The organism is Acetilactobacillus jinshanensis (assembly GCF_004359375.1).
GTDB lineage: Bacteria > Bacillota > Bacilli > Lactobacillales > Lactobacillaceae > Acetilactobacillus > Acetilactobacillus jinshanensis.
On the sequence record NZ_CP034726.1, the window covers coordinates 986,842 to 1,010,538 of the forward strand.

24 protein-coding genes are annotated in these 23,697 nt (G+C 40.6%); 16 read left to right on the forward strand and 8 right to left on the reverse strand.

Going from position 1 to position 23,697, the window contains the following annotated elements; translation table 11 throughout:
* Positions 1–106 precede the first annotated feature (106 nt).
* The 3 genes from xylB to ELX58_RS04590 all read left to right on the forward strand — a co-directional run bounded on the left by xylB (position 107) and on the right by ELX58_RS04590 (position 4,437).
* Positions 107–1,594 (forward strand): xylulokinase, encoded by a 1,488-nt coding sequence (gene xylB / locus ELX58_RS04580; RefSeq protein WP_133441982.1) that lies wholly within the window; start codon positions 107–109, stop codon positions 1,592–1,594.
* A gap of 12 nt (positions 1,595–1,606) precedes the next feature.
* Positions 1,607–3,133 (forward strand): FGGY-family carbohydrate kinase, encoded by a 1,527-nt coding sequence (locus tag ELX58_RS04585; protein WP_133441983.1) that lies wholly within the window; start codon positions 1,607–1,609, stop codon positions 3,131–3,133.
* A gap of 194 nt (positions 3,134–3,327) precedes the next feature.
* A complete protein-coding gene (locus ELX58_RS04590) occupies positions 3,328–4,437 on the forward strand; it encodes a GH25 family lysozyme (protein ID WP_133441984.1) in 1,110 nt (369 codons plus the stop codon).
* 93 nt (positions 4,438–4,530) lie between these two features.
* Here ELX58_RS04590 and ELX58_RS04595 read toward each other — a convergent pair whose 3' ends face one another.
* The 3 genes from ELX58_RS04595 to ELX58_RS04605 are packed head-to-tail and all read right to left on the reverse strand — an operon-like array spanning position 4,531 to position 8,002.
* On the reverse strand, positions 4,531–5,679 hold the full coding sequence (locus ELX58_RS04595) for a 5-methyltetrahydropteroyltriglutamate--homocysteine S-methyltransferase (RefSeq protein WP_133441985.1): 1,149 nt from the start codon (positions 5,677–5,679) through the stop codon (positions 4,531–4,533).
* Between the two features lie 45 nt (positions 5,680–5,724).
* A complete protein-coding gene (locus ELX58_RS04600) occupies positions 5,725–6,849 on the reverse strand; it encodes a uroporphyrinogen decarboxylase/cobalamine-independent methonine synthase family protein (protein ID WP_133441986.1) in 1,125 nt (374 codons plus the stop codon).
* Positions 6,850–6,877: 28 nt separating this feature from the next.
* Positions 6,878–8,002 carry a 5-methyltetrahydropteroyltriglutamate--homocysteine S-methyltransferase gene (locus tag ELX58_RS04605; protein ID WP_133441987.1) on the reverse strand — a complete coding sequence of 375 codons (1,125 nt, stop codon included), beginning with the start codon at positions 8,000–8,002 and terminating at the stop codon, positions 6,878–6,880.
* A gap of 902 nt (positions 8,003–8,904) precedes the next feature.
* Here ELX58_RS04605 and ELX58_RS04610 point away from each other — a divergent pair.
* From ELX58_RS04610 to ELX58_RS04635, 6 genes are all read left to right on the forward strand, one after another.
* Positions 8,905–9,684, forward strand: a complete 780-nt coding sequence (locus ELX58_RS04610) for an SDR family NAD(P)-dependent oxidoreductase (RefSeq protein WP_133441988.1) — start codon at positions 8,905–8,907, stop codon at positions 9,682–9,684.
* A gap of 688 nt (positions 9,685–10,372) precedes the next feature.
* Positions 10,373–11,410, forward strand: a complete 1,038-nt coding sequence (locus tag ELX58_RS04615) for a methionine ABC transporter ATP-binding protein (protein WP_236747654.1) — start codon at positions 10,373–10,375, stop codon at positions 11,408–11,410.
* Positions 11,403–12,083: a methionine ABC transporter permease gene (locus ELX58_RS04620; RefSeq protein WP_133441990.1), complete on the forward strand. Its 681-nt coding sequence runs from the start codon at positions 11,403–11,405 to the stop codon at positions 12,081–12,083. The genes ELX58_RS04615 and ELX58_RS04620 overlap by 8 nt, the downstream gene beginning before the upstream one ends.
* Positions 12,084–12,113: 30 nt before the next feature.
* The gene (locus ELX58_RS04625) at positions 12,114–12,965 is read left to right on the forward strand and encodes a MetQ/NlpA family ABC transporter substrate-binding protein (RefSeq protein ID WP_133441991.1); all 852 of its coding nucleotides are present in this window, start codon (positions 12,114–12,116) and stop codon (positions 12,963–12,965) included.
* 23 nt (positions 12,966–12,988) lie between these two features.
* Positions 12,989–13,462 carry an S-ribosylhomocysteine lyase gene (locus ELX58_RS04630; RefSeq protein ID WP_133441992.1) on the forward strand — a complete coding sequence of 158 codons (474 nt, stop codon included), beginning with the start codon at positions 12,989–12,991 and terminating at the stop codon, positions 13,460–13,462.
* Positions 13,463–13,521: 59 nt separating this feature from the next.
* Positions 13,522–13,992 carry an S-ribosylhomocysteine lyase gene (locus tag ELX58_RS04635; protein ID WP_133441993.1) on the forward strand — a complete coding sequence of 157 codons (471 nt, stop codon included), beginning with the start codon at positions 13,522–13,524 and terminating at the stop codon, positions 13,990–13,992.
* A 79-nt stretch (positions 13,993–14,071) separates the two neighbouring features.
* On the opposite strand, the gene ELX58_RS04640 is transcribed toward ELX58_RS04635, so the two are convergent.
* Together ELX58_RS04640 and ELX58_RS04645 are read right to left on the reverse strand one after the other, a co-directional pair.
* A complete protein-coding gene (locus ELX58_RS04640) occupies positions 14,072–15,022 on the reverse strand; it encodes a ketopantoate reductase family protein (protein ID WP_133441994.1) in 951 nt (316 codons plus the stop codon).
* A 95-nt stretch (positions 15,023–15,117) separates the two neighbouring features.
* Entirely contained in the window at positions 15,118–15,813 is a 696-nt protein-coding gene (locus ELX58_RS04645; RefSeq protein ID WP_133441995.1) for a hypothetical protein, read from the reverse strand.
* Positions 15,814–15,899: 86 nt separating this feature from the next.
* Between ELX58_RS04645 and ELX58_RS04650 the strand changes: the two genes are divergently transcribed.
* Together ELX58_RS04650 and ELX58_RS07920 are read left to right on the forward strand one after the other, a co-directional pair.
* Complete coding sequence (locus tag ELX58_RS04650; RefSeq protein ID WP_133441996.1) at positions 15,900–16,079, forward strand: hypothetical protein; 180 nt, start codon at positions 15,900–15,902, stop codon at positions 16,077–16,079.
* A gap of 1 nt (position 16,080) precedes the next feature.
* Positions 16,081–16,233 carry a hypothetical protein gene (locus ELX58_RS07920; RefSeq protein ID WP_162614647.1) on the forward strand — a complete coding sequence of 51 codons (153 nt, stop codon included), beginning with the start codon at positions 16,081–16,083 and terminating at the stop codon, positions 16,231–16,233.
* 52 nt (positions 16,234–16,285) lie between these two features.
* Here ELX58_RS07920 and ELX58_RS04655 read toward each other — a convergent pair whose 3' ends face one another.
* Positions 16,286–17,647 (reverse strand): APC family permease, encoded by a 1,362-nt coding sequence (locus tag ELX58_RS04655; RefSeq protein ID WP_133441997.1) that lies wholly within the window; start codon positions 17,645–17,647, stop codon positions 16,286–16,288.
* 502 nt (positions 17,648–18,149) lie between these two features.
* Complete coding sequence (locus ELX58_RS04660) at positions 18,150–18,917, reverse strand: Cof-type HAD-IIB family hydrolase (protein ID WP_133441998.1); 768 nt, start codon at positions 18,915–18,917, stop codon at positions 18,150–18,152.
* Between the two features lie 322 nt (positions 18,918–19,239).
* On the opposite strand from ELX58_RS04660, the gene ELX58_RS04665 reads away from it, so the two are divergent.
* The 3 genes from ELX58_RS04665 to ELX58_RS04675 all read left to right on the forward strand — a co-directional run bounded on the left by ELX58_RS04665 (position 19,240) and on the right by ELX58_RS04675 (position 22,568).
* Positions 19,240–20,163 carry a deoxyribonuclease IV gene (locus tag ELX58_RS04665; protein WP_257791752.1) on the forward strand — a complete coding sequence of 308 codons (924 nt, stop codon included), beginning with the start codon at positions 19,240–19,242 and terminating at the stop codon, positions 20,161–20,163.
* A 145-nt stretch (positions 20,164–20,308) separates the two neighbouring features.
* Complete coding sequence (locus ELX58_RS04670; protein ID WP_133442000.1) at positions 20,309–22,117, forward strand: 6-pyruvoyl-tetrahydropterin synthase-related protein; 1,809 nt, start codon at positions 20,309–20,311, stop codon at positions 22,115–22,117.
* A gap of 58 nt (positions 22,118–22,175) precedes the next feature.
* On the forward strand, positions 22,176–22,568 hold the full coding sequence (locus ELX58_RS04675; RefSeq protein ID WP_133442001.1) for a hypothetical protein: 393 nt from the start codon (positions 22,176–22,178) through the stop codon (positions 22,566–22,568).
* Positions 22,569–22,622: 54 nt separating this feature from the next.
* Here the strand turns inward: ELX58_RS04675 and ELX58_RS04680 are convergent, their stop codons facing one another.
* On the reverse strand, positions 22,623–22,856 hold the full coding sequence (locus ELX58_RS04680; protein ID WP_133442002.1) for a hypothetical protein: 234 nt from the start codon (positions 22,854–22,856) through the stop codon (positions 22,623–22,625).
* Positions 22,857–23,157: 301 nt separating this feature from the next.
* On the opposite strand from ELX58_RS04680, the gene ELX58_RS08080 reads away from it, so the two are divergent.
* Together ELX58_RS08080 and ELX58_RS04685 are read left to right on the forward strand one after the other, a co-directional pair.
* Positions 23,158–23,286: a hypothetical protein gene (locus ELX58_RS08080; RefSeq protein WP_257791753.1), complete on the forward strand. Its 129-nt coding sequence runs from the start codon at positions 23,158–23,160 to the stop codon at positions 23,284–23,286.
* A gap of 98 nt (positions 23,287–23,384) precedes the next feature.
* A complete protein-coding gene (locus ELX58_RS04685; RefSeq protein ID WP_133442003.1) occupies positions 23,385–23,633 on the forward strand; it encodes a hypothetical protein in 249 nt (82 codons plus the stop codon).
* Positions 23,634–23,697: the final 64 nt, after the last annotated feature.

Below are 23,697 nucleotides of genomic sequence, written 5' to 3' on the forward strand. Positions count from 1 at the left end.
AAATATGAATATTAATATTGAGAAAGGTTTGGTGGAAATCACCAGACCTTTTGTTTTTACCCCAATAATGAAAGCGGTATCATTATTATAGACAAGGGTGATCCAGATGCAAAAGTATGTTTTAGGAATCGATTTAGGGACCAGTGCGGTTAAAGTCTCGGCGGTCGACCACGTGGGTCGTTTAGCGGCTCAAGCAATCCGTCATTATCCGTTAATTCAGCCCAAACCGGGTTATAATGAGCAAAATCCTGATGATTGGGTCAAAGGTACCGAGGCCGCGATCCATTATTTAATGAAAAATAGTCAGTTACAGCCTGAATCAATTCAGGGTCTCAGCTATTCTGGTCAAATGCATGGCCTAGTCTTACTAGACCGAAATTATCAGCCGTTACGTTCGGCAATCCTCTGGAACGACACTCGGACTACTCAACAATGTCATGAAATTATGGATAAGATGGGGCAATCATTTATCAAGATCACCCATAATCAGCCGTTAGCCGGCTTTACGTTACCAAAAATTATGTGGGTGCAGGAAAATCAACCGAAACTCTGGCAAAGGGTTGCTTACATTTGCCAGCCTAAAGATTACGTTCGTTTGAAAATGACCGATCAATTAAATGTTGATTACTCCGACGCTACGGGAACCATAATGCTAAACATGCGGACTCAGCAGTGGGACCCAAAAATCTTGAAGACGTTCCATATCTCACGATCGATGTGCCCGCCGTTAGTTGACTCAACTAGCTATGTAGGTAACGTGAGTGAAGCCTGTGCTAAATTAACGGGCCTGTCTACTAAGGCTAAGGTCTTCGCTGGCGCTGCAGATAACGCAGCGGGTGCCGTTGGTTCCGGGATTATTAAGCCTGGGATGATGTCAACTAGTTTAGGTACCTCTGGCGTGGTCTTAAAGTATGAACCTGACAAGAACGTTAATTATCAGGGTCAACTCCAGTGCGAAGACGGTGCCATTCCTAAGACTTACTACTCAATGGGTGTTACGTTGTCAGCTGGTGAATCACTCCGTTGGTTCCGGAATACATTTTTGAAACATGAACCCATGAAAGATCTGGACAAACTAGCTATGAAAGCACCCGTAGGATCAAATCGACTACTATTCACCCCGTACTTAGTCGGTGAACGAGCACCGTATGCTGATACCCGAATTCGGGGCAGTTTTATCGGTGTCGATGCCACTGATAACGTCGGTGATTTTGTCAGGGCCGTCATGGAAGGTGTCGGCTTTAGTTTTCGTGATCTAGCAAATATCTATCGGAAGCGGGGGACCCACGTTAAATCAGTTGTCGCAATCGGCGGTGGCTCCCGCAGCCCACTCTGGCCACAAATCGAAGCAGATATGCTTAATACCAACGTCTATAAATTAATCAATGAACAAGGGCCTGGCATTGGTGCCGCAATGATCGCTGCCGTTGGTCTCGGCTGGTTCCCTGATTTTCAAAAATGCGCTAAGAAATTCGTTCACTTTGGTGAAGTTTATCGACCTCGCTATAATAACGTCAAAATTTATAATCATCTATATCCGGTCTACCATCAGATTTATAAACAAACAGCATTATTAAACCATCAGCTGTTTTAGGGGGCCATCTTTATGAATTATTTGATTGGAACTGATATCGGAACTTCAAGTACCAAAAGTATCATGATCGATACGACTGGTAAGATCATCGCTCAGGATCTAGAAGAATATAATTTATTAACGTCCAAGCCATTGTGGGCTGAAGAGTGGCCGAATGTTTGGTTAAAGGCCGTTCAGGATACAATTCGTAACGTTGTCAAACGGTCGAAAGTTAACGTTAACCAGATTAAAGGGATTGGCATCAGTGGCTTGTACGGTGGCTCCGGGATTCCGTTGGATAAAAGTATGTTACCAGTTCGGCCCGCATTGATTTGGATGGACCGTCGCGCTCAAAAGGAATGTGAATGGGTCAAGAAGCATGTTGACACCAAGCGCTTAGCCGAAATCACTGGTGATGATGTCGTTGACCCTTATTATGGTTACACCAAGATTCTTTGGATTAAGAACCACGAGCCGCAGAATTGGAAAAAGATTAAACTCTTTATGCCACCAGCTGATTACATTATCTATAAGTTTACTGGTGAGATTGCGATCAATCATTCGGCAGCTGGTAACATCGGCGGAATCTATAACATTAATAAGCATTGCTGGTCAAAAGAAATGATGAAAGCCATGGGCATTCCAATGCAAATGATGCCACAACGGATGGTTGATGGCACGACCGTTGTCGGTTATCTGAATAACTGGTTTGCCAAGAAGATGGCTTTAAAGCCTGATATCCCAATCATCTCCGGTGGTGTTGACGTTGGTGCTACCGGTGTCGGGATGGGTGCCTTTAAACCCGGTCATTATGTCGCTGACATCGGTTCATCGATGAACGCTTCATTGGTCACAGAAAAGCCAATTAAAGCTAAACGATTGATTACATGGCCGTACCCGTTTAATTCTAAGCACCTGACCTATAACTTCTCGGGTGCCGCCACAGCTGGTGCAATCGTTAAGTGGTTCCGGAACGAAATGGCTCAGAAAGAGTTTACCGCTGAAAAACATGGTGGACCAAATACCTATAAAGTATTGGATCAAAAATCTAAAAACGTTAAACCCGGTAGTAATGGGATCGTGGCCCTGCCGTACTTCATGGGTGAACGAGCTCCGATCTGGAATTCAAACGCCCGTGGTGTGATTTTTGGCTTGTCACTAAGCCACAGCAAGTATGATTTATTCCACGCTTTTGAAGAAGCGGTCTGTTATGCATTACGGAATAGTATGGAACAGATTGGCACCAACCTTGGCGACTATATCATTATTGCTGGTGGAGTAACCCATTCACCGCAGTGGGTTCAGATGTTTGCTGATGTAACAGGTTATCCAGTTCGAATTCCGAAGAACAACGCGGAAGCTGGATTGGGTGACGCCATTATGGCTGGCCTAACTACTCATCAATTGAAATTATCCCAAGTCAAGCAGTGGCAGGTCTTAGGTCAGCCGGTTAAACCAAACCCGAAGAATCATCAGATTTACAATAAGTACTATCAGCTCTATAAAGACTTGTACCAGAGTCTGAAGGGTGATTTTGATAAATTAGTTAAAATTAATTAATAATAAATATTAAATATAATAATTCAAAAAGGCCTGATGCAATAAGCATCAGGCCCTTTATTTTACGAAGATCAGTTGGTATATTAAAAAAGTTAAGTTTTTGTAACGGTTACGTAATCATGAGCCGTTAATATATTAAATGAAAGTTAAAGGAACTTCTGTTAAATCTTTAATTGGTAAAAGGAAATTTTTCTATGGTTAAAGATCATAAATTGTTGAAAACTATTTTATGGCCAGTCGTCCTAACGATCGGTCTTGTGCTTGCTTTGTTTATCGGTGGCGCTAACTTGTCAAACACGACTTCAGTTAACGCTGCGAACGCCTATGATATTTCGGGCTGGCAAGGCTACATTAATAATCAGCAGGCTGGCCAGTTAAAACATGAGGTTAATTTTATGATTTTAAAGGCTGAACAAGGTGGCCTAGTAACTGATAATCAGTTCAATCACAACGCCTACGAAATGCAGAAGAACAACATTCCGTATGGTGCTTATGATTACAGTGTCTACGCCAATCCCGCTCAGGCATCTGCCGAAGCTAAAGCATTATACCAGCGTGCTCCACAGGCTAACTTCTACGTCAATGATTCCGAAGAAAATCTTGCTGGCAGTCAGTACAACGCTTCAACCCAGGCTTGGGCCAACGAAATTCATCAGATCACCACTAAACCAGCAATCTTATACAGTGGATCATACTTTATGAATACTCACACGACGCCGCAAACCAGAAATGCTTATGATGGCTTATGGGTCGCTCAATACGGTCCAGAACCAAACTTGCCTTACCATTATGATTTATGGCAATACACTGATTCCCATTACAGTCCGGCTTTGAGAGAACGAGTTGATGCTTCCGTCTTTCCAGATGGTGCTAATAAACCAATGTCATTCTGGACTGGTAAAAACGTTACTAAACGTCAGGCTAAGATGCAGATTGCGTCTGATTCAAACGCCCAGCCAAAGATTCGTCGAACTCGTTCCGCTCGGAAAGTAATCAAGAAACAGGTTGTTAAGACGAATTATCGTCGTAATAATCGTAGATCCCGTGCCAAGATCACCTATAACCCGAACTATTACCGTTCCAAGCGAGTTCATTTATTACAGGTAACCGGCCGTCACGGCATCAACCTTTATACCTTGAAGGGTAAATTTATCGGTCACGTTAACCCCAACGTGGTTTTAACGGTCGTTAAATACATTACCGTTTATCACAAGCGTACTGGTTACATGACTAAAGCCGTTGGTATTCACCATGGTCACTTAGACCTGTTTACTTCGAATAAGAAATTGGTTACTAAATACTAAAAACTAAATTAATCTGTGAACTGAAAAGTCCTCTAATTACTAAGCTTTAGGCCTAGCAGTTAGAGGATTTTTTGTTATCAATGATGTTGATAATTAATTCCAGACTTTCTTAGCCGTATCAACAACTAACCTAATCTTGGCCCACTGTTGCGCTTCTGTTAGATGGTTGCCTTCTTCAGTTGATGAAAAGCCACATTGCGGACTGATTGATAACCGATCCAATGGAACGTATTTAGTGGCTTCATGAATACGGTGGATTAGATGTTGCTGGCTTTCTAATTCAGGTTTCTTGGTGGTAACTAAGCCTAAGACGACGCCCTTATTACCATTGACGTATTGCAACGGCTTAAAGTCACCGCTACGTTTGGTATCGTATTCTAGGTAGTAGTTATCGACATTTTCTTTGCCAAATAATTCTTTGGCAACGGGTTCATAGCCACCTTGAGCAGCCCAATGGGAGTCATAATTACCACGACAGCTATGGGTGTTGACTACTAAATCTTTCGGTAAGTCTTTAATGGCTTCGTTATTAAAGACTAAGTTCAGTTTGATTAGTTTTGGCCAATCGATCTTAAGGGACGACTTCTTGGCTAACTTATCAATTAGCGAATGGAAACTTGGGTCACAAAGCGTCGCCCAGGTACAGTCATCTAGCTTAACGTCACGACAGCCAGAATTATATAAAGCGATAATTAGATCATGATAAGCTTTGCCGACGTCATGAATTAGGTCTTTGAGATTGGAGTAGTATTTCTCCAAGGCCTTAATATTTTCAGGACCGCGGATCAATTCGTTAAACAATTGAGCTGGCGACGGAATACTTTGCCGAGCAACGATATCGGGATCATCACTGATTAGGTTATGAAGATAGCGATAGGCCTTTAAGTCGGGATGACCCGGATTAAAGGAGATCTTACCGCTTACTCTAGCGGAATCCTTTCTGGTTTCTTCACCATGGAATTGATAACCGTGTTTATCTTTGACGTGGGCGATCCCGTTAAAGCCCCAGAAAGTATCTAAATGCCACCAACTACGGCGAAATTCACCATCGGTGACGATCTTTAAGCCGTTTTGCTTTTCTTTTTGAACTAATTTAGCGATGTCCGCGTCTTCGATTTGGGTTAAATCATTCCGAGAGATATTTCCCAGATGATAATTTAGACGAGCTCGCTTTAAATTCTTGGGACGTAAGAAACTTCCAACAATATCATAATGTAAATCTTGGTTCTTAAACTTAGGCATAAGAATTGTCCTCCTTTAATTTAAATTATTTATTTATAAAATGGGTTAACCCCAAACTTTTTTAGCGGTATCGATAACTAACTTAATCTTGGCCCACTGCTGCTGTTCAGTGAGGTGATTACCTTGTTCGGTGGAGGCGAAGCCACACTGTGGACTTAAAGCTAGGTCCTTTAGCGGGACGTATTTAGATGCTTCGTGAATGCGTTTAATTAGATCCGCGGGCTTCTCTAATTCAGGTCGTTTACTGGTAACTAAACCTAGAACGACTTTCTTACCTTTTGGCACGTACTTTAAGGGCTCAAAGCCACCGGAGCGCTTGTCATCGTATTCCAGGAAGAATGAACCCACGTTTTCCTTAGCGAAGACGGCATCCGCAATGTAGTCATATCCACCAGAGTATAGCCAGTCGGAGCCGTTATTGCCTCGACATAGATGGGTGGATAATCTTAAGTCTGACGGCAGATCCTTTAAAGCACCGTTTGTTAGGGTGATAAAGACACGTTTAGCTTGGTCTCGACCAAATAGACCACCAGTGATGAACGGCCAGGCGTGAACATCGTTTAATCCTGTAAATGCGGGGTCATCGATTTTAATGTCTCGGCAGCCAGCCTTGTATAATGATAAGAACAGTTGATGATAGGCAGAACAGAAATCGTGAATAAAGTCGTCAAAATTAGGGTAATACTTCTTTAAAGCCTTTCTGTTGGCAGGCTGACTGAACAGGAAACAGAAGGTATTAACAGGTGCTGAAACACTTTGACGAGGTGTAACGTGATATTTTTTAGCGACTTTCTTGAGATAATTAAAATCCCGTAAATCCTTCGATTCTGCTGGATTAAAAGCAATCTTACCAACTAAGCGAAGGGCCGGTAATTTACGGCGCTGGTGATGGAATGGTACGATGGAATGCTGATTTCTCGGAACATCAACGCCCGAGAAGCTACTGATGGTGCTGTCCGCAAAGTCCGTTCGGCTAAATTCACCATCGGTAACGATTTTCAAACCTAGATCCTTTTGTTTTTTAACGACCGCATCAATATCCTTATGTAAAATTGCTAAATATTGGTCTTTAGAAATTGAATGGTTATCAAAATAATTTTTACGAGCTTCTTTTAAATCCTTTGGTCTTAAGAAACTGCCAACGGTATCATAATGAACGAATTCAGTCATTTTAATCACACTTTCTTTTCATAAATCTTTAGTTCCAAACTTTCTGAGCGGTATTGACCATTAATCTGATCTTGGCCCATTGTTGCTGCTCGGTAAGGTGATTGCCTTCTTCGGTTGACGCAAAACCACACTGCGGACTTAGGCCTAGATTTTGAATTGGGACATATTTTGATGCTTGATGAATCCGGTCAATCAAATGATCGGAATTTTCCAACTGTGGACGTTTGCTGGTGATTAATCCCAAAATGATCTGGTCGTTGTTGTTAGCGTGTTTTAACGGTTCAAAGCCACCCGAACGGTCATCGTCGAATTCCAGGAAGAACTGGTTTAATTTTTCACGATTGAATAAACAGGGTGCTACGTATTCATAACCACCGGAAGTCATCCAGTGGGATGCGAAGTTACCACGACAGACGTGGGTGGAAAGGTTTAAGTCTTTCGGTAAATCTTTCAATGCGGCATTATCGAGCTTTAACGTTAAGCGTTTCGTCGCTTTACGACTGCGACCTTTACCGATGATTTTCCAAAAGGTCGAACTGCATAGCGCTGCCCAGGTACAATCATCTAACTTAAGGTCCCGACATCCGGCATGATATAAAACCATGATCAGATCATGATAGGCTTTGCCTAGATCATTAATGAACGAGCGGATGTCAGAATAATATTGCTTTAGTGATGCAAAGCATTTTTTATCCAGGGCCAGCATGCTATAGAACTGGGCTGGAGCTGGGATACTTTGCCGTGGAATTACCGGTTCGTCAGCCGTTAGTTCATGGAGATATTTAAAGGCTTTCAAGTCGGGATGATTTGGGTTAAACGAGATTTTTCCGGTAACCTTAATGGCTGGAACCTTTAACGGATCGTTTTTGAACGGGATCACGTTGTATTGACCGGTCTTTTCAATCCCGTTGAAACCAGCAACGGTATCCAAGAAACAATTATTGCGTCTGAATTCACCGTCCGTGACGATCTTTAATCCAGAATTGATTTCTTTCCTAACCAGTTTAGCGATTTCAGCGTCTTCAACCTGCGTCAAGTCTTCGTGAGTGATGCGATGTTCACGATAGGCCTGTCGAGCTGACTTTAACGGCTTCGGTCTTAAGAAACTACCGACGATATCATAATGTAAATATTGATGATTGTATTTAGGCATAAATTATTGATCCTCCTTGCTGCGAATTTAAATTGATAAACAAAAAAACACCTCCAAAATTTACGTATCATTTACGTAAATCTCAGAGGCGTTGTTATTATGTATGAAGCGCTGTGCCACTCCTAATTCAGTAATCCATAACGGGTTACCCTTTACTGGATACTCATAATTGAATATCAGAACGTAATAACGAACGTTGAACGTTAGCCGCTAGCTTAAAAGTTCGCGGCTAAATTACTCTTGAACCATTTCGTTAACCATTTAATTCCTGGATCTCATCAAGCCCAGTTCTCTTTAGAATCAATGATTTAACTACTTATTCATTCGACGTAATCAAATAATTGCTTAATTCAAATTTCATGAAGTACCGTAAAACTTAAAAATGGCCATGTCAAATAAATAATAAACTTATTTCTAAAATAAATTAATTTTTATTTTGAATATATAGGTAATTAAATAATTTTATTAAATAAAAGTTAATTTTACCCTTGACAGATTTAAATTAGGGTCTAAGATATTTAAATGAAAATTCAAATCAGCATAAATCAATCGCGATGAGTAGATAAGTAATTATTCATCAGTTGACACAGCGAGTTGCGTCAGGTGAAAGGCAAACTACTGATGTTTAACGAAAATGGTCTAGGAGCGATGAACAGTGAGTTAAATGGCAAGCTGTTTATGAGTCGATACTCATTATTAGTATCTGAGCTTACTTCGTTTAAGAAGTGTGCTTATTAAGGATGACTCGAGTAATCGGGTCATTGAACATATGGGTGGCACAGCGCATACATATTAGTATTAGCGCCCCTGAATTATGCGATTAATTAATTTTGATCGATCGTATAGTTCAGGGGCGTTTTTTCGTACCCAAGTAATTTGATAATTTAGAAAGGATTGATTAGATGTTTAAAGAATTAAAGAATAAACGTGTTTTAGTAGTTGGCAGTTATCGTGGTATTGGTAAATCGATCGTCGATAATTATTTAAACGAAGGCTCGATTGTCTATGCCGCTGATATTCGTTTCGACGCTAAAAAATATCCAAAGTTAACCAAGATCAATGATCATTATTACCGAATTCATGTCGACGTTCGAAACGAAAAGGAAATTATCGATTTAGCTAAGTATATGGACGCTCACCATATCGTTCCAGAAATCGTGATTCACGTCGCTGGGATTTCAACTTTGGATTATATGTTAGAAAGTAAGACCAGTGACTTTTACCGAAACTTTGATACCAATACCTGTGGCTTTTACTTCGTTGCGAAATACTTTGGTCGCTTATTAGTTAAGCATCATATCCCTGGCAAGATCATCGTTGTTGATTCACAATCCGGTAAGAATGGTTACCGCTTTGAAGCTTCTTACTGTGGTTCTAAGCACGCAATCTTAGGGATCTTAAGGGTTCTGGCCTTAGAAATTGCTAAGTACCACATCAACGTCAACGCCATTTGCCCAGGAATTATCGAAACGGCTATGAAGCACCGTGAACGTCGTGACGCCGCTCGGATCAGACACACGACACCTGAAGCCATCAAGAAAGAAGACATTAGCCAGGTTCCGCTTGGTCGCACCGGTCAGCCACAGGACGTTGCCAACATCGCCTTGTTCTTAGGCAGTCACTTATCTGATTACATGACCGGTCAAGCAATCAACATTACTGGTGGAATGACCATGCATTGATCATGGTGAAGATAATGATTAGAGATTTCGAAGATGGGTGATTAATATGACAACGAACGCTAAATTTTATTCAATCAGTATTGGATTATTTTTAATCCTGTTAATCGGTTTAGTAGTCAGTTATTTTAGCGACAATCTGGTTCCGACAATTGTAAGTGCGTTATTAGACGCCATTTTGTCTAGATTTAATTAAATAGTTAACTTTTTATTAATATGAATTAATTATGATCTGATTAAATTAGATGATTAGACTGATTAAAATGTAAAATGTTATTTATATTCTTGACAAAATCAAAAATATGTTTATCATTGTTAAGTGAAAGTTGAATTAAATATAGATTAATCGCAATGAATAGATAAGTAATTATTCATCAGTTGGTACAGCGAATTGCGTTTGGTGAGAGGCAAGTTACCGATGTTTAACGAAAATGGTCTAGGAGCGATGAACAGCGAGCTGATCGGCAAACTGTTTATGAGTCGATATTCATTATCAATATCTGAGCTTACTTCTTTTAAGAAGTGTGCTCATTAAGGACGACCTGAGTAATTGGGCCGTTGAACATATGGGTGGCACAGCGATACTCGTAATACATAAAGTAGCGCCCCTGAATTATGCGATTAATTTCTTAATCGACCGTATAATTCAGGGGCGTTTTTTCGTCCCCATATCGGAAGGAGGATCTAAATTATGAGTGAATCAATCATTAGTTTGCAGAACGTTAAGAAAAATTACCGTCATTCGGACGGGATTCAAACGGTCCTTGATGGGGTCAACCTAAACATCCCGCAGGGCAGCGTCTTTGGCATCATTGGTCACAGTGGTGCTGGTAAATCAACGTTACTTCGCTGTATCAATGGTCTTGAAAAACCGACCAGCGGTAACGTGATCTTTAAAGGTCATCAGGTCAATAAGTTAGATAATCATCAGATGCTGAAGATCCGGTCTGAGATTGGGATGATCTTCCAGCAGTTTAATTTATTACCGCTATATACAATCGCCGAAAACGTTGCGTTACCCATTAAATATTTACATCTGGATCGAAACTTGGTTCACAAAAAAGTAACCAAGGTCCTTTCGTTAGTTGGCTTGTTGAATAAAGCCAATGATTATCCGTCTTCGTTATCCGGCGGTCAAAAGCAACGGGCCGCAATTGCTCGAGCTTTAATTAGTCAGCCGAAAATCATTTTATGTGATGAAGCGACAAGTGCTCTGGATCCTGAAATTACCGGATCGATTATTAAACTACTAAAGAAGTTGAACCAACAGGAAGGGATCACATTAGTGGTTGTCACCCATGAGATGAAAGTAATCGAAGACTTGTGTGATTACGTTGCCGTATTGCATGATGGCAAGATCATTGAAAAGGGTAGTGTTTATTCGACCTTTTCTAATCCGCAGAAATCGTTGACCCAGAACTTTGTCAACACGGTCATTCATCTGAGTATTGATCGGAAATCACTAGATGCGATCAAATTACCGGAACACAGTAAGTTAATCAAAATCCTTTATAAGAAGGGTACTACTAACGTCCCGTTAATCTCGATTATTTCCCGAAAGTTCAACGTCGACGTCAACATCATTTTAGGCGACGTTGATATTCTCCAGGGTTCACCATTTGGTGGGTTATTAGTAGCGCTATCCGGTGATTCCCAAAATATCAGTCATACGTTAGCTTATCTAAAGCAAATTAAGAGTATCGGTTTGAAGGTGATCGACAATGATTAGTTTTCTTGCACATTGGTTCCCAAACGTTACAACTAACTACAGTGATTTCACGATTTCAATCGTTCAAACGATTGAGATGATCATTATCACTGGTATTATTTCATTTATCTTAAGTATTATCCTTGGTGTAATCTTAACGGTTACCAAACAAAAGGGAATCTTACAGAATTTGGTGATCTGGAACACGTTAGATAAATTAATTAACCTGTTTCGTTCAATCCCGTTCATCATTCTGATCGTGGCTTTGATTCCGCTGACGAACTTGATCAGCGGAACCGCGATTGGGGTTAAAGGTAGCTTGTTTCCCTTGATCGTTGGTATCACACCGTTCTTTACCCGTCAGATTGAATCCGCTCTGGCTTCGGTTAGCCCAGGTTTAATCGAAACGGGGCAGGCAATTGGTTTATCGCCGTTTGAGATCATTAAAGCAATTTACTTACGACAGAGCCTGCCGGACATCATTCGGATGACCACCACGACGTTAGTTAATCTAGTTGGTTTGACCGCAATCGTCGGTGTCGTTGGTGGTGGTGGCATTGGTAACTATGCCATCCAATATGGCTACCAGCAGAACGAATTCGACGTTACGATCGCCTGTATTATCGTATTACTGTTGATGGTATCAGTAATTCAGCTCTCGGGAACGTTCCTGAGCAACAAGACCACTCATTGATTTAACGCTTAATTAACTGGAAGTGATGCCATGAAATTTAAAATTCACAGCTTCAGGAGCTGGTTCCTGATCATAGCAGTGCTAGTGCTAGGGCTCTTATGTTTCCAGGGGATCGCTTATAACCACAGCATTGCCAACGACAAGATCATCAAAGTGGGTGTTATCGGAACGAATGATAACCCGATTTGGAACGCCGTTAATCATAAGTTGGCAAAAAAGCACATTTACGTGAAGACCATTCCGTTTGCCAACGGAATTCAGGTCGATCGGGCAACTAATGATGGGCAATTAAATCTAAATGCCTGTCAACACTACGCTTTCATGAATAACGAAAACAAGTCGGATGGCTTTCATCTGGTTTCGGTTGGTCAGACTTATATTCAACCGTTAAACATTTATTCAAAGCATCTCAAGAATATTCACCACATTAAAGATCATGGTTCAATCGCAATCCCGAACGATTCAACGAATGCCGGGCGAGCTCTAGATGTTTTACAACATGCCGGTTTAATTAAACTTAATCCAAAGAAAGGGATCATGCCGACACCACAGGATATTATTTCAAATCCTAAGCATTTGAAGATTGAAGAGGTTGATGCCGGAGCGATCATGAAATTATTACCTGACTTCTCGGCAGGCATTACCAACAGTAACTTCGTTCAGGCTAACCATAAGAATCCCGTCACGGATTCAATTTATCGAATTAACCCGAACCCGAAGTTAAAGGTTAACAAACCTTGGATCAATATTATCATTACTAAGAAATCACAACGAAATAATCTGATTTATAAAGAAATCGTGCGTGCTTACCACACCCCGGCAGTCATCAAAGTTATTCATCGTTTATATAAAGACGTTAGTTATCCAGCATTTAATGCTTAATTATTAAAAAGGAGATCTTGATTATGGCTAAAGTTGAAAGTTTTTCATTGGATCATACTAAAGTTAAGGCACCGTACGTTCGTTTAATTGATACTTCTAATGGACCAAAGGGCGACGTAATTTCCAATTTTGACGTTCGAGTTTCTCAACCAAATAAAGCTTACTTACCAACCGCTGGTTTTCATACTTTAGAACATTTATTCGCAAAGTATTTCCCTAAGTACTTAAAGGGTTACGTTGCCTGTTCAACCTTTGGCTGTGGGACCGGTTTTCACTTAATTCTCTGGGGTGAACATTCAACCACTGAAGTTGCGAAAGCTGAAAAGAAGATCCTGGAATTAATCGCAAATAAGGTCACCTGGAAAGATATTCCAAGAGTCAACGAACATAATTGTGCCAACGTTAATGACCTTTCACTGTTTTCAGTTAAGTGGTGGGCTAAACGAATTCTGAACGAAAAGATCAGTACTGACCCATACGTTCGCAAACCGATTTAATGATTTTTAGTTGATGTAGATAGATGTGAAATCGTGCGAGATTAAAGGAGATTTTCAAAATGAGTGAAAAATTAGATTTTGATTTAGCTAAAGTTAAAGCACCTTACGTTTATTTAGCACAGACTCAAAAGGGTCCGAAGGGTGACCAGATTAAACATTTTGACTGTCGTTTCGTTCAGCCGAACTGCGGTAACGTCATCCCAACCGGTGGCCTTCATACGATTGAACATTCATTAGCTAGTTTATTAAGGGATCGTTTAACCGGCTACATTGATAATTCACCGTTTGCTAGCCGAACCGGTTTTCACTTAATTCTCTTGGGTCACCACAGTGTTAACGAAGTTGGCAAAGCTTTGACGTCGGCCCTTAAAGAAATTGAAGATAAGTTTACTTGGTCTGACGTTCCCGCTCACACTAAATACAGTTGTGGTAATTATCGTGACCATTCACTTTTCTGTGCTAAGGAATGGATCAAAGCCATTTTAAGCAAGGGCTTCAGTTCTAATCCGTTCGTTCGTAAGCCTCTGTAATTACAATTAAAGTAATCTCCCGTCCAAAAAGGCACCTGATTAATTAATCAGATGCCTTTTTATTTATTGATATAATGGCTTATTTTTTAATTTTATGTAGAGATTCAGCCAGGTGAACTAAGTCAATTGCCATTTTTTGGTTATGGGCTACATAATGATATTTGAGGCCTAAGCGGTAAATGTAGCCGTTGATGTAGTCGACTTCGGTTGGTCGATTCTTGAACATATCCTGGCACATTGACGGGTAATGTTCTGGCATGGCGTACTTTGCGGCGTGGTACATATTCTGCCATTCTGTTTGACGGTCGTTGAGTAAGTGAATTCCGGCACGTTCACAAACGTCGTAGGCTTCGTTGATCAAGCTAATTGATAACGGCTTTGATGCGGGTGAACTGATGAACTGACCCATGTTGCACTGGAATGCGGTACATAGGGTATTACCCACGGAGTTCAATAGAAGTTTGTTTAGGAACATCCCAATGAAGTTCGTGGTGTAATGCGGGTTTAAATTAGCTTTCTGGAATTCCTTAATTAATTCTTTGGTGACCTTGCCAGGTTTACCATCCTGCTTACAAATATGACAGGATCCGCTACCGGGTTTGCCGATGAAGTTATCGTCACCCGCCTTGTTAAGAACGGTTGCGATCATTGCGGTTCCACCGATAACATGACTCTTATCAAAGTATTTATCGATTTTCGGGATGTGACCCATGCCGTTCATAAAGGTAATGGCATATTGCTTGTCATTAAAAAAGTGCTTGCAGCGCTTTAACATTTCGTCTAAACCCATCTGTTTGGGTTCAAACATGACGATGTCGGGATGATCCTGGTATTCTTCGGGTGAATAAATGTTGACCTTGACTAAATGTCGGCCCTTGCCATCTCTGGAAATATAAACACCGTGTTGCTTACGGATCGTGCCGACCTGTGGTTTCCACGTATCGACGAAATCAACCGGATAGCCAGCTTGTTGAAGTAGGACACCGAACCGTAATCCCATTGCGCCAGCGCCTAAAATTGCGTATTTCATAAATATTAACCTCCCAGCCTTAATAATAGGCTACTAACGGGTGAGATTTAATCTTTTTAAATTAATTACTTAAATATGTGATTAAATGTTTCTTTTTATAATGCTAGATACTGTTGATAAACAACTAACAAGCGATGATTATACGTCCAAAAGCCATTACGCAAGAGACGGCTCTTACCGTGAATAACACTCGCGGGTAACTGTTGACAACGAATGTTACCCCAGTAGAACGGCGTCTTCGGTGCTTTTTCCATGATGGATTCCTTTTGGTTTTCAACGGCTTCTAAGGTTTCACCAAGGATTTCTTCTAGGGGTTTGTTATCGAATGGGATGTTATAATTTTGATTTGATCGCACGTAGTTGTTACAAATCCCGCCTAGATTGGCAACTTTGCGATCCCGATCACTGTACTTTAGGAAATGTGTATGATCAGACGTATCCCAAGTTAGGCACCAGCCGGAGACGTATTCCATGACCTGTTGATTGAATTCGGGACTCACCAGCCAACGGCAGAAATTACGCATGTTCGTTGCGTAATGGGTGTTCTGAATGTCTTCATTAGTGAGTTCGTTGAACAATAACGTCATCATGGCCGTTACGTCTGCGTAACGATCGTTATTGATGACGGCGACGTTGCCGAGGCCCATTACGTCTTCGTTCTTGATCATTTCAATATCATCAAAGGCAAAAAAGTGGTCCACGTCGCTGACCCGTAGGTAGATGCAGCCTTCGATTAAGGTTGTCATAATGATGTGATGATTGTATTTAATTTTAAAGATTCCGGTGTTCATGTTTATCGATCCTTGTTTTAGACTGCCTATATTTTAACATTAAGGCGATTTCAGATAGAATATATCTAACGATAGGGTGATTATTGATGGACATCTTGGTTCATGGCGGTGTTGTTGCCGCACGGTTTATTATGAAATTTTTACATTTCGTGACCGAAAAGATCTTTTCGGATACACTGGGGCTTCCATACCCAATTGCCGAAGCGTTGACCTGGTTAGTTGTTGCCCTGGTGGGTGTAATTATTTACAAGAAGTGGAAGCGATAAAATGCCGCAGAATTGGGAGACCTGGCTCGGTTACATCTTTGCCGGGATGTTCGGACTAGGCGCGTTGATCATCTTTATAGCGTTAATCATGCTGATCATCTGGTTTATCTTACCGCCAAAACATTATCATCATGGTCATCATAGAGACAAATAAAAAAGCATCACGAATTAATCGTGATGCTTTTAATTGATTTTAGGGTTGGAATTTACTTACTGGAAATTGACTTATATGAACTCTTGGTATGATGAACACTCATGAAGTATCCAATTACGCCCCATACCAGAACGGCATATGGCATTAAGTTCAATGGGAACTGTGGTACTGGATAGATGTTAGAAATTAGCGGAAATACCAAAACAACAAAACCAACGATTGGTGCAAAATCATGCTTGATGAATGAATGCTTGATGTCCTTGTGCTTTCTGAAGAATACAAATGAACCAACACAAGAAAGCATGTAGATGACGATCATGCAAAGGGCACCTAAAGTAACGTAGTACAGATAATCATTAACGGCACCGAACTTAAAGGCAACTAGTGCGTATAATACGATGGAAATTGCTAATACGGTATATACAGCATGACTAGGTGCGTTGTGTTTAGTATTAAATACACCTAAGCTCTTTGGTAAGTAGTGGTGTTCACCTAAGGCGTAGTACATGTAGATAGCGGCATTCGTAACACAAAGGTCGGCACCAAAACAACTGATGAAAATGGCTAAATCAACGACGAATGCCATTTCAGGTCCCATGAATCTAACGGCTAAGGAGTTTAATGGGGTCTGAGAAGCAGCTAATGTGCCAATGTGACCAGTACCATAGCCAATAACAACGGCATAACTAACGAATACGAAGATTGCCATGCCACCGAAAATTGTAGCTAGTAATGCATGCGGAACGGCTTTCTTTGGTTCTTTACAACGGGTAGCAACGGTACAAACAACTTCGAAACCAACGAAGCAAAGAACGGTGTAAACAACACCTTGACCGATGCCAGAGAAACTAGTGGATGGAATGAAAGGTTTGATCGTGATACCTTGATCCCCACCTTTAGCGATAATGATGATACTCATTACCAATAGGAAGGTAACGGCAAGTGCTTCAGTAACTAGGGAAATGTTACTGGTTAACTTAATCCCATGACTAAGGATTAGTAGCATGATGATCAAGATAATGAAACCACACATTGCAGATGATAGTTGAATCCCAATATTCTTAAGTACTAATGAAGCATACATCCCAGCTTGACCAGCCATAGCAACACTTAATACAGTATAGCTTAACATGATAATCCAGCCTGAGACAAAGCCCCAGTGTTCACCTAATGCAACTCTGTTGTAGGCATAAATTGATCCATCAGCAGCCACTCGTTTTGACATTTCGTAGAAGCCGGTCGCAACTAGTAGCATCGCGATGGCGGCGATTAAGAATGAAAGCGGTAGGTTGACACCGGCGAATTTAGCACCTGGACCGGTGTTCCCGGCCATGGATCCAGTTGGAGCCATGGTGGCTAGTGACAATGCAAAAGCTTCTAAAGCGTTAATCTTATGACCTTTAGTATGAGTCATAATTCATCCACCTCTTAAAAGATTTTGGTACTCAAAATCCTTACAATTATTTAATAAATTGTAAGGATCAATATTCATATTGGCATACGCTTTTTCTTATCTACAACTTTAATAATAAACATTTTAATAAAACAGTCAACACTATGTTCACTTTTATTCATAAATATTTAATTTGTGAATAATTTTACTTCACTTTTCGGTGTGTGAGCATGATTTAGAATTGTAATTTATAATTAATTATAAATTACATGAATACCATAAAATAAACACGCTAGTCCTCGTAAATTGCCACAGGAAAGCGTGCGTAAATATTTAATATTAAAGCTGAGACATAGGAATGACAGGTAGAAATAATACATAGGTTTTTGTCCCCATTCAGTTGTCGGTATGCCACAGTATGCCCCTCTGGAATACTTCAAGTCCTATTCACTATCGTGTAAAACATTTCTACTGTCGTAAAAAGAGCTAGCTGAGAAGCTAGCTCTTTTGCGTTATTAGATTTTTAGATTAAGGCATAGTGTTTTAAGCCTTTAGCGATCCCGTTACGGTTATTAGTATCGGTGATGAATGATCCGTTAGCTTTACACGGTGCTAAAGCGTTGCCCATGGCAACAGAATAGTCAACTTCATTAAACATGTTAATGTCATTCATACCGTCACCAAATGCATAGGTAGGGACGTTTTCTAAGTGTAATTTTTTAAGCAAAATCTGAACGCCCAACTGTTTACTGACACCTGATTTCATAACATCAAGGCAGTAGGGACTGTTCCGAACGATATGCAGTTCACCTTTAAATTGATTAATGTAATATCGATCTAGTTTATCGGTGAAAAGATTAACGAAATTAATCGGGTGATTCTGGTAGAAGTTGGCCTGAATCGGTGGGTCAACGTTGAAATGCTCATAATTGGCGACCGTTAAAGGTGTTGACTGGTTAAGAACGACCTGATGCTGAGTCTGAAATGAAATAGCGTCCTGGTGCTTGATGGTCATCAAGCTTAACTTTTGAAGAATCGCATTCGGGATCGTAATTGTATTTAAGACCTTATGATGGTACTGAATGTAACTGCCGTTACTGCAGATAACCGTCTTAACACCGGTGACCCGCATAATGTCAGAAATCATCAGTAGATTGCGACCGGTAGAGATGACTGGTAAGACATGGTTATCCCGTAATGAAGTCAGGGCATTTAAGGTACTGGCCTGGACATGCTTAGTTGAATCTAACAATGTTCCATCTAAATCAAAAAATACAACTGCTTTATACATTCGATTGACCCCTTTATGAGTTTACTTTCCAATATAAGGCGAAAAATCACCAAAGACAATTGATTTGAACGTATTCGTAAAAATCAACATGATTGACCTAATTAATCGATTGATAATCAAATCAATAATTATTTATCCTATATGAAGACTAAGGACTAATCATCCGTTAGAAGTTATAATAACGCTCGATTAAGGAGTCTTGGCTAATTATATTTAGCTAAGACTCTTTAGTTTAGGGGCTGATTAACGAGGATCTGTATTGTATATGGTACAATTTACCTGAATTAGAACAATTAATTGAACGAATTCGAAGGTGAAATCATTGAGTAGATTTTTAATCGGTTCACACGTTGGTATGAAAGGCAAGGATCAATTCTTAGGATCCGTTAAACAGGCCTATGATTACGGTGAAAATAGCTTCATGGTCTTTACGGGAACTCCATATAGTTCAAAGCGAACCCCGTTATCTAAGCTTCATATTCCTGAAGCTAAGGCGTTTATGAAAGATCATCAGATGGAGCCTGTTGTGGTCCATGCACCATACATCATTAATCTAGCAAACACCAAACGACCGCGAACCTTTGGCTTTGGTGTCCAGATGTTAAGGACCGAAGTTAAACGTTCCGAAGCGTTAGGTGCTAAGGAAGTCGTCTGGCATCCGGGCGCTCACGTTGGTGCCGGTGCTGAAAAGGGTATCAAGTCCGTCATTAAGGGCTTGAACGACGTGATTGATCCGCATCAAACCTGCCAGATTGCGATTGAAACCATGGCCGGCAAGGGGACCGAAGTTGGCCGTAATTTTGAACAGATTGCTGAAATGATCAGTGGTGTTCAGAATAACGATAAGCTGGCTGTTTGTTTTGACACTTGCCACACCAGTGATGCTGGTTATCACATCAAAGACGATTTTGATGGCGTCCTTAATAAATTCGATCATGTCATCGGCCTGGATCGATTAAAGGTCGTTCACCTGAATGATTCCAAGAACCCACGTGGTGCTCATAAGGACCGTCATCAAGACATCGGCATGGGCCACATCGGTTTTAAAGCTTTGAATTACGTGGCCCACCATCCACAACTAGCTAACGTTCCCAAGATTTTGGAAACGCCGTCTATTAAGGACATTAACGGTAAATCTGTTTCACCACATCCGTATGAGATTAAGATGCTTAAGAAACAGAAGTTCGTGCCAAATTATTGGGATGCCGTTAAGAAGCATATACCGTTAGATCAGTTCGATAATTAGATCATCAAATATTGTAACAATCGTTGATGTCTCAGCTCCTTTTAGCTGGGGCATTTTTTATTACTACCTATACTATGCAGGCAATGTTATCAACAGTCCGGATAATGTATAATTATTACGACACTAAATATATCGATGGGTAGTAATGATGTTGAAAAAATGGAAACGAATTGGAATTAACGGTATTCCATATTTATTGATCATGGCATTTACGCTGGTTCTGTTATCATATGGAATTCGTAGCCAATCGTTTATCGGTGGCCTTGATACTCATTTTCACATGAACAGTTTTTACGAGGCCGCTCGTCAGATTGCGACTGGTCACTACAGTTATTTTATGTCGCTGTATGGCTTTGGTCAGAGTGGGCGAGTCGTAAACGCGTTATATGGTCCGGTCTTTAACTACTTAGGTGGGCTGTTGCTTTTGGCAACCCATAGCTGGGTTCATTTCCAACTTTGGCTATTATTCATCACGATAACGTTAAGCGGAGTTGCGATGTATCTGTTGACCAAAAAATGTCACGTCAATCACGTTGTCGCAATCTTCATAGCGTTTATGTACATGTTGACTCACCCAATCATCTCAAGTTGGTTCGGGAATTCCGAATTTATGGGCCTCGGTGCCGCGTTTTTACCATTCATCATCATGGCCGGTGTTGACATTGTTCAGCGTCGTCGGATTCGGATCCTGTACCTAGCTTTGCCAATGGCGGTGATCCTGCAGATTCACCTCATGACGAGCCTAATTGCCGTATTGGCACTGGTTCCTTTCGTTCTCGTTGGGATCGTTCTTACTCATCATACGATTAAAATGCTGATTAACGGCACCGTTGCCGTAATTATCACGGCACTTTTAAGTGGTAACGTTCTGGGGACGATCTACGATATTTATTCATCCAACCAGTTGATCCCGACGTACCCAGTCTTTCATATGCAGTCGATGGAAAATGCGTTAATGCTTCATTCTAACCACATTGAAATTCCGGCCGGTGAATTTTTACTGATCGTAATTCTGCTTTACGCAATTTTTCAGTGGAAACACCTGCGCATCTTGGATTGGACGATCTTGGTTGATGGACTAGGTTTTCTATGGCTATCATCGGCTTATTTCCCGTGGGATCATTTATGGCCAATCTGGCCCAAGATTTCCAGTATCATTCAGTTTCCGGCTCGTTTCTTGCCCGTCGCACTATTATTATTACTCCTGTTACTGGGCCGAATTATTACTAACGTTTGGGAACGGGCCGTAATTAGACCTTGGCCGAGTATTAATCGCAGCGTCCTAAGTCTCTTTATGATCGTCATCTTCATCGTAACGTTAGTACCTAATATGAGTTACATTAAATGGGCGTCTTCAACCGTTTGGAACCGTAACTACGTCGTTCATTTCAACGGTGGAATTTCTAAGCATCGCTTCGACGGTCCATTATTAAGATCAGCTTACCGAAGCCATAATCTTCACCGGGGCCTAACGATCGTTAATAAGATTACGACGGATTATTTACCAACTCCGCATCAGATGACACAGAAGGGTTATTATAGCTCACCAATATATCGTGACTATGCGAAAGCCTACATTAATAACCCAATTCATTTTAAGAAGCAAGTTAAAAGTCATCAGATTAATCTAAGCTGGCGCTTACCAGGAAAGGCTAATTTGAATAATCTAGGCCAGATTGGGATGACTCGTAAACGGATCTTGGTACCGGTCACTGATTACCGACACTCGATCGTTCGCTTGAATGGTCACCGGATCGATCCTAAAAAGTCACTTGTGGGTGCTATTCAGCTCCGTTTAAAGCGTGGTGTAACTAATCATCTCAGTATTCAATACCAGCCTGGCGAGTTCTTTAAAGTTATGAGTACGTTAAGCATTGTGGGTTGGCTACTGATGCTATGCTATGGCTTGTATAAGCTAATGAAGTTCGTGAAGAATTCACTTCACAAGGCGTGATATAATTGAAGTAGTAATGATTGGACGATATCCGCTGCTTCAGAAAGGACAATTTTTAATGGTCATTAGTAAACACACGAAACCGTTCTTGCTTAATTTAGCTAACATTCGGATTATTTACAGTACACCAGAATGGTCCGGTACCGATCGGTACTTTATGGACGCCATCGAGCAAGCCATTAACGATGGGGTCGGTAATCATGATCCGGCTCATAAATGGTATTTGGTCAGCGCTCCGGATTACGATCCTAGTAAAGCTAATTCAAAGATTGCGCCCGGTCGTGATTTAGCTAATCAATATGCCGCCAATTACGATTATGATCAGAAGCAGACCTTTATCTATCACCGTAAGCGTCATCATTCTCGTAAGATTCGCATTAAGAGCGCTAGTCAAAAGGATATCAAGAATAATCCAACCATTTCAGAATTGATTAAAAAAGCTAAAAAATAAATAAAACAGCGTTATTGATTAAAAAATAACGCTGCTTTTTAGATTTAGTTAAAGTTATTTAATTCCGTAGTCAGTAATTAGCCACATGATAAAGTTTTCGGGGGCTAACGAATCCTTGAAAATCCCGTTGGCAAATAACATGACCATCATGATCTTCGGCTTTTTATGTGGTTGCTTGATCATCGCTTTGGAAAGTAACCAGTGATGAATCAATCGTTTTCCGTAAGGAGTTTTATAGTAGGCAACGATGGCTTTACCAAGGGTGCTTTTGCGCTTGACGGTCAGCACGTCACCACTGTCGATGATCTTTTTAATGTTATTAATTTGGTATTCACGTGGACTAGGTGGATCGATTGGATCACCGTCATGTTCAGGCTTCAGGTGCGGTCGATAATTAACGTCGATCTGACGCTGTAAGATCCCGTCCAGAATGATTTGAATTGGATTAATAATATTAACTCCTTAAATGACTATCGTTACTTATATTATAGCATGTTTAGTGATATGACCCGAAAATCACGTAATTTGATTAATTATCAACTGATAGGGTAGTATTAATTTGTAAATTCAAAGTAAAGAGGGGTATAAGATGGACATTCAAAAAGCTAAAAAGATTTTAGCCAGCGAAAACGATACCCACGGTTATTACACAACTGATGAAGAAATGGACGATCTTTACGAGTTATGCAACGGCCACAAGAATAAATACGAAAAGTAATTTTGATAATTAATCTAGAGCTCGAAAATTGTGAATTCGGGTTCTTTTTCTTTTGGAAAATTTGCTAAAATAGAACCTGTTTAAAGGAGCGTGTCCAGATGCAAGAATTAATTAATCGTTTAGCTCGGGCCATCGTGAGTGATGACGCGACAAAAGCCGATCGCATTACGACCCATATCTTAGCTAGAGTTAAATACCCCAGTGAACCTTATCAAATTGCCTTTCAACTTAAATCAGCCTTGAAGATCGTTCGTCGCAAGCCACATCATAAAATCGATCATGATACGATGTGGTTTCTGAAGACTGAAGAGGAAAAGTTAGTTCAGTGTCTACAGAGTGGTAAATAGGGTACAAAAAAATACATTGACCGATCTTTTCCGATCAAGCAATGCATAAATTATGAAAAATTAA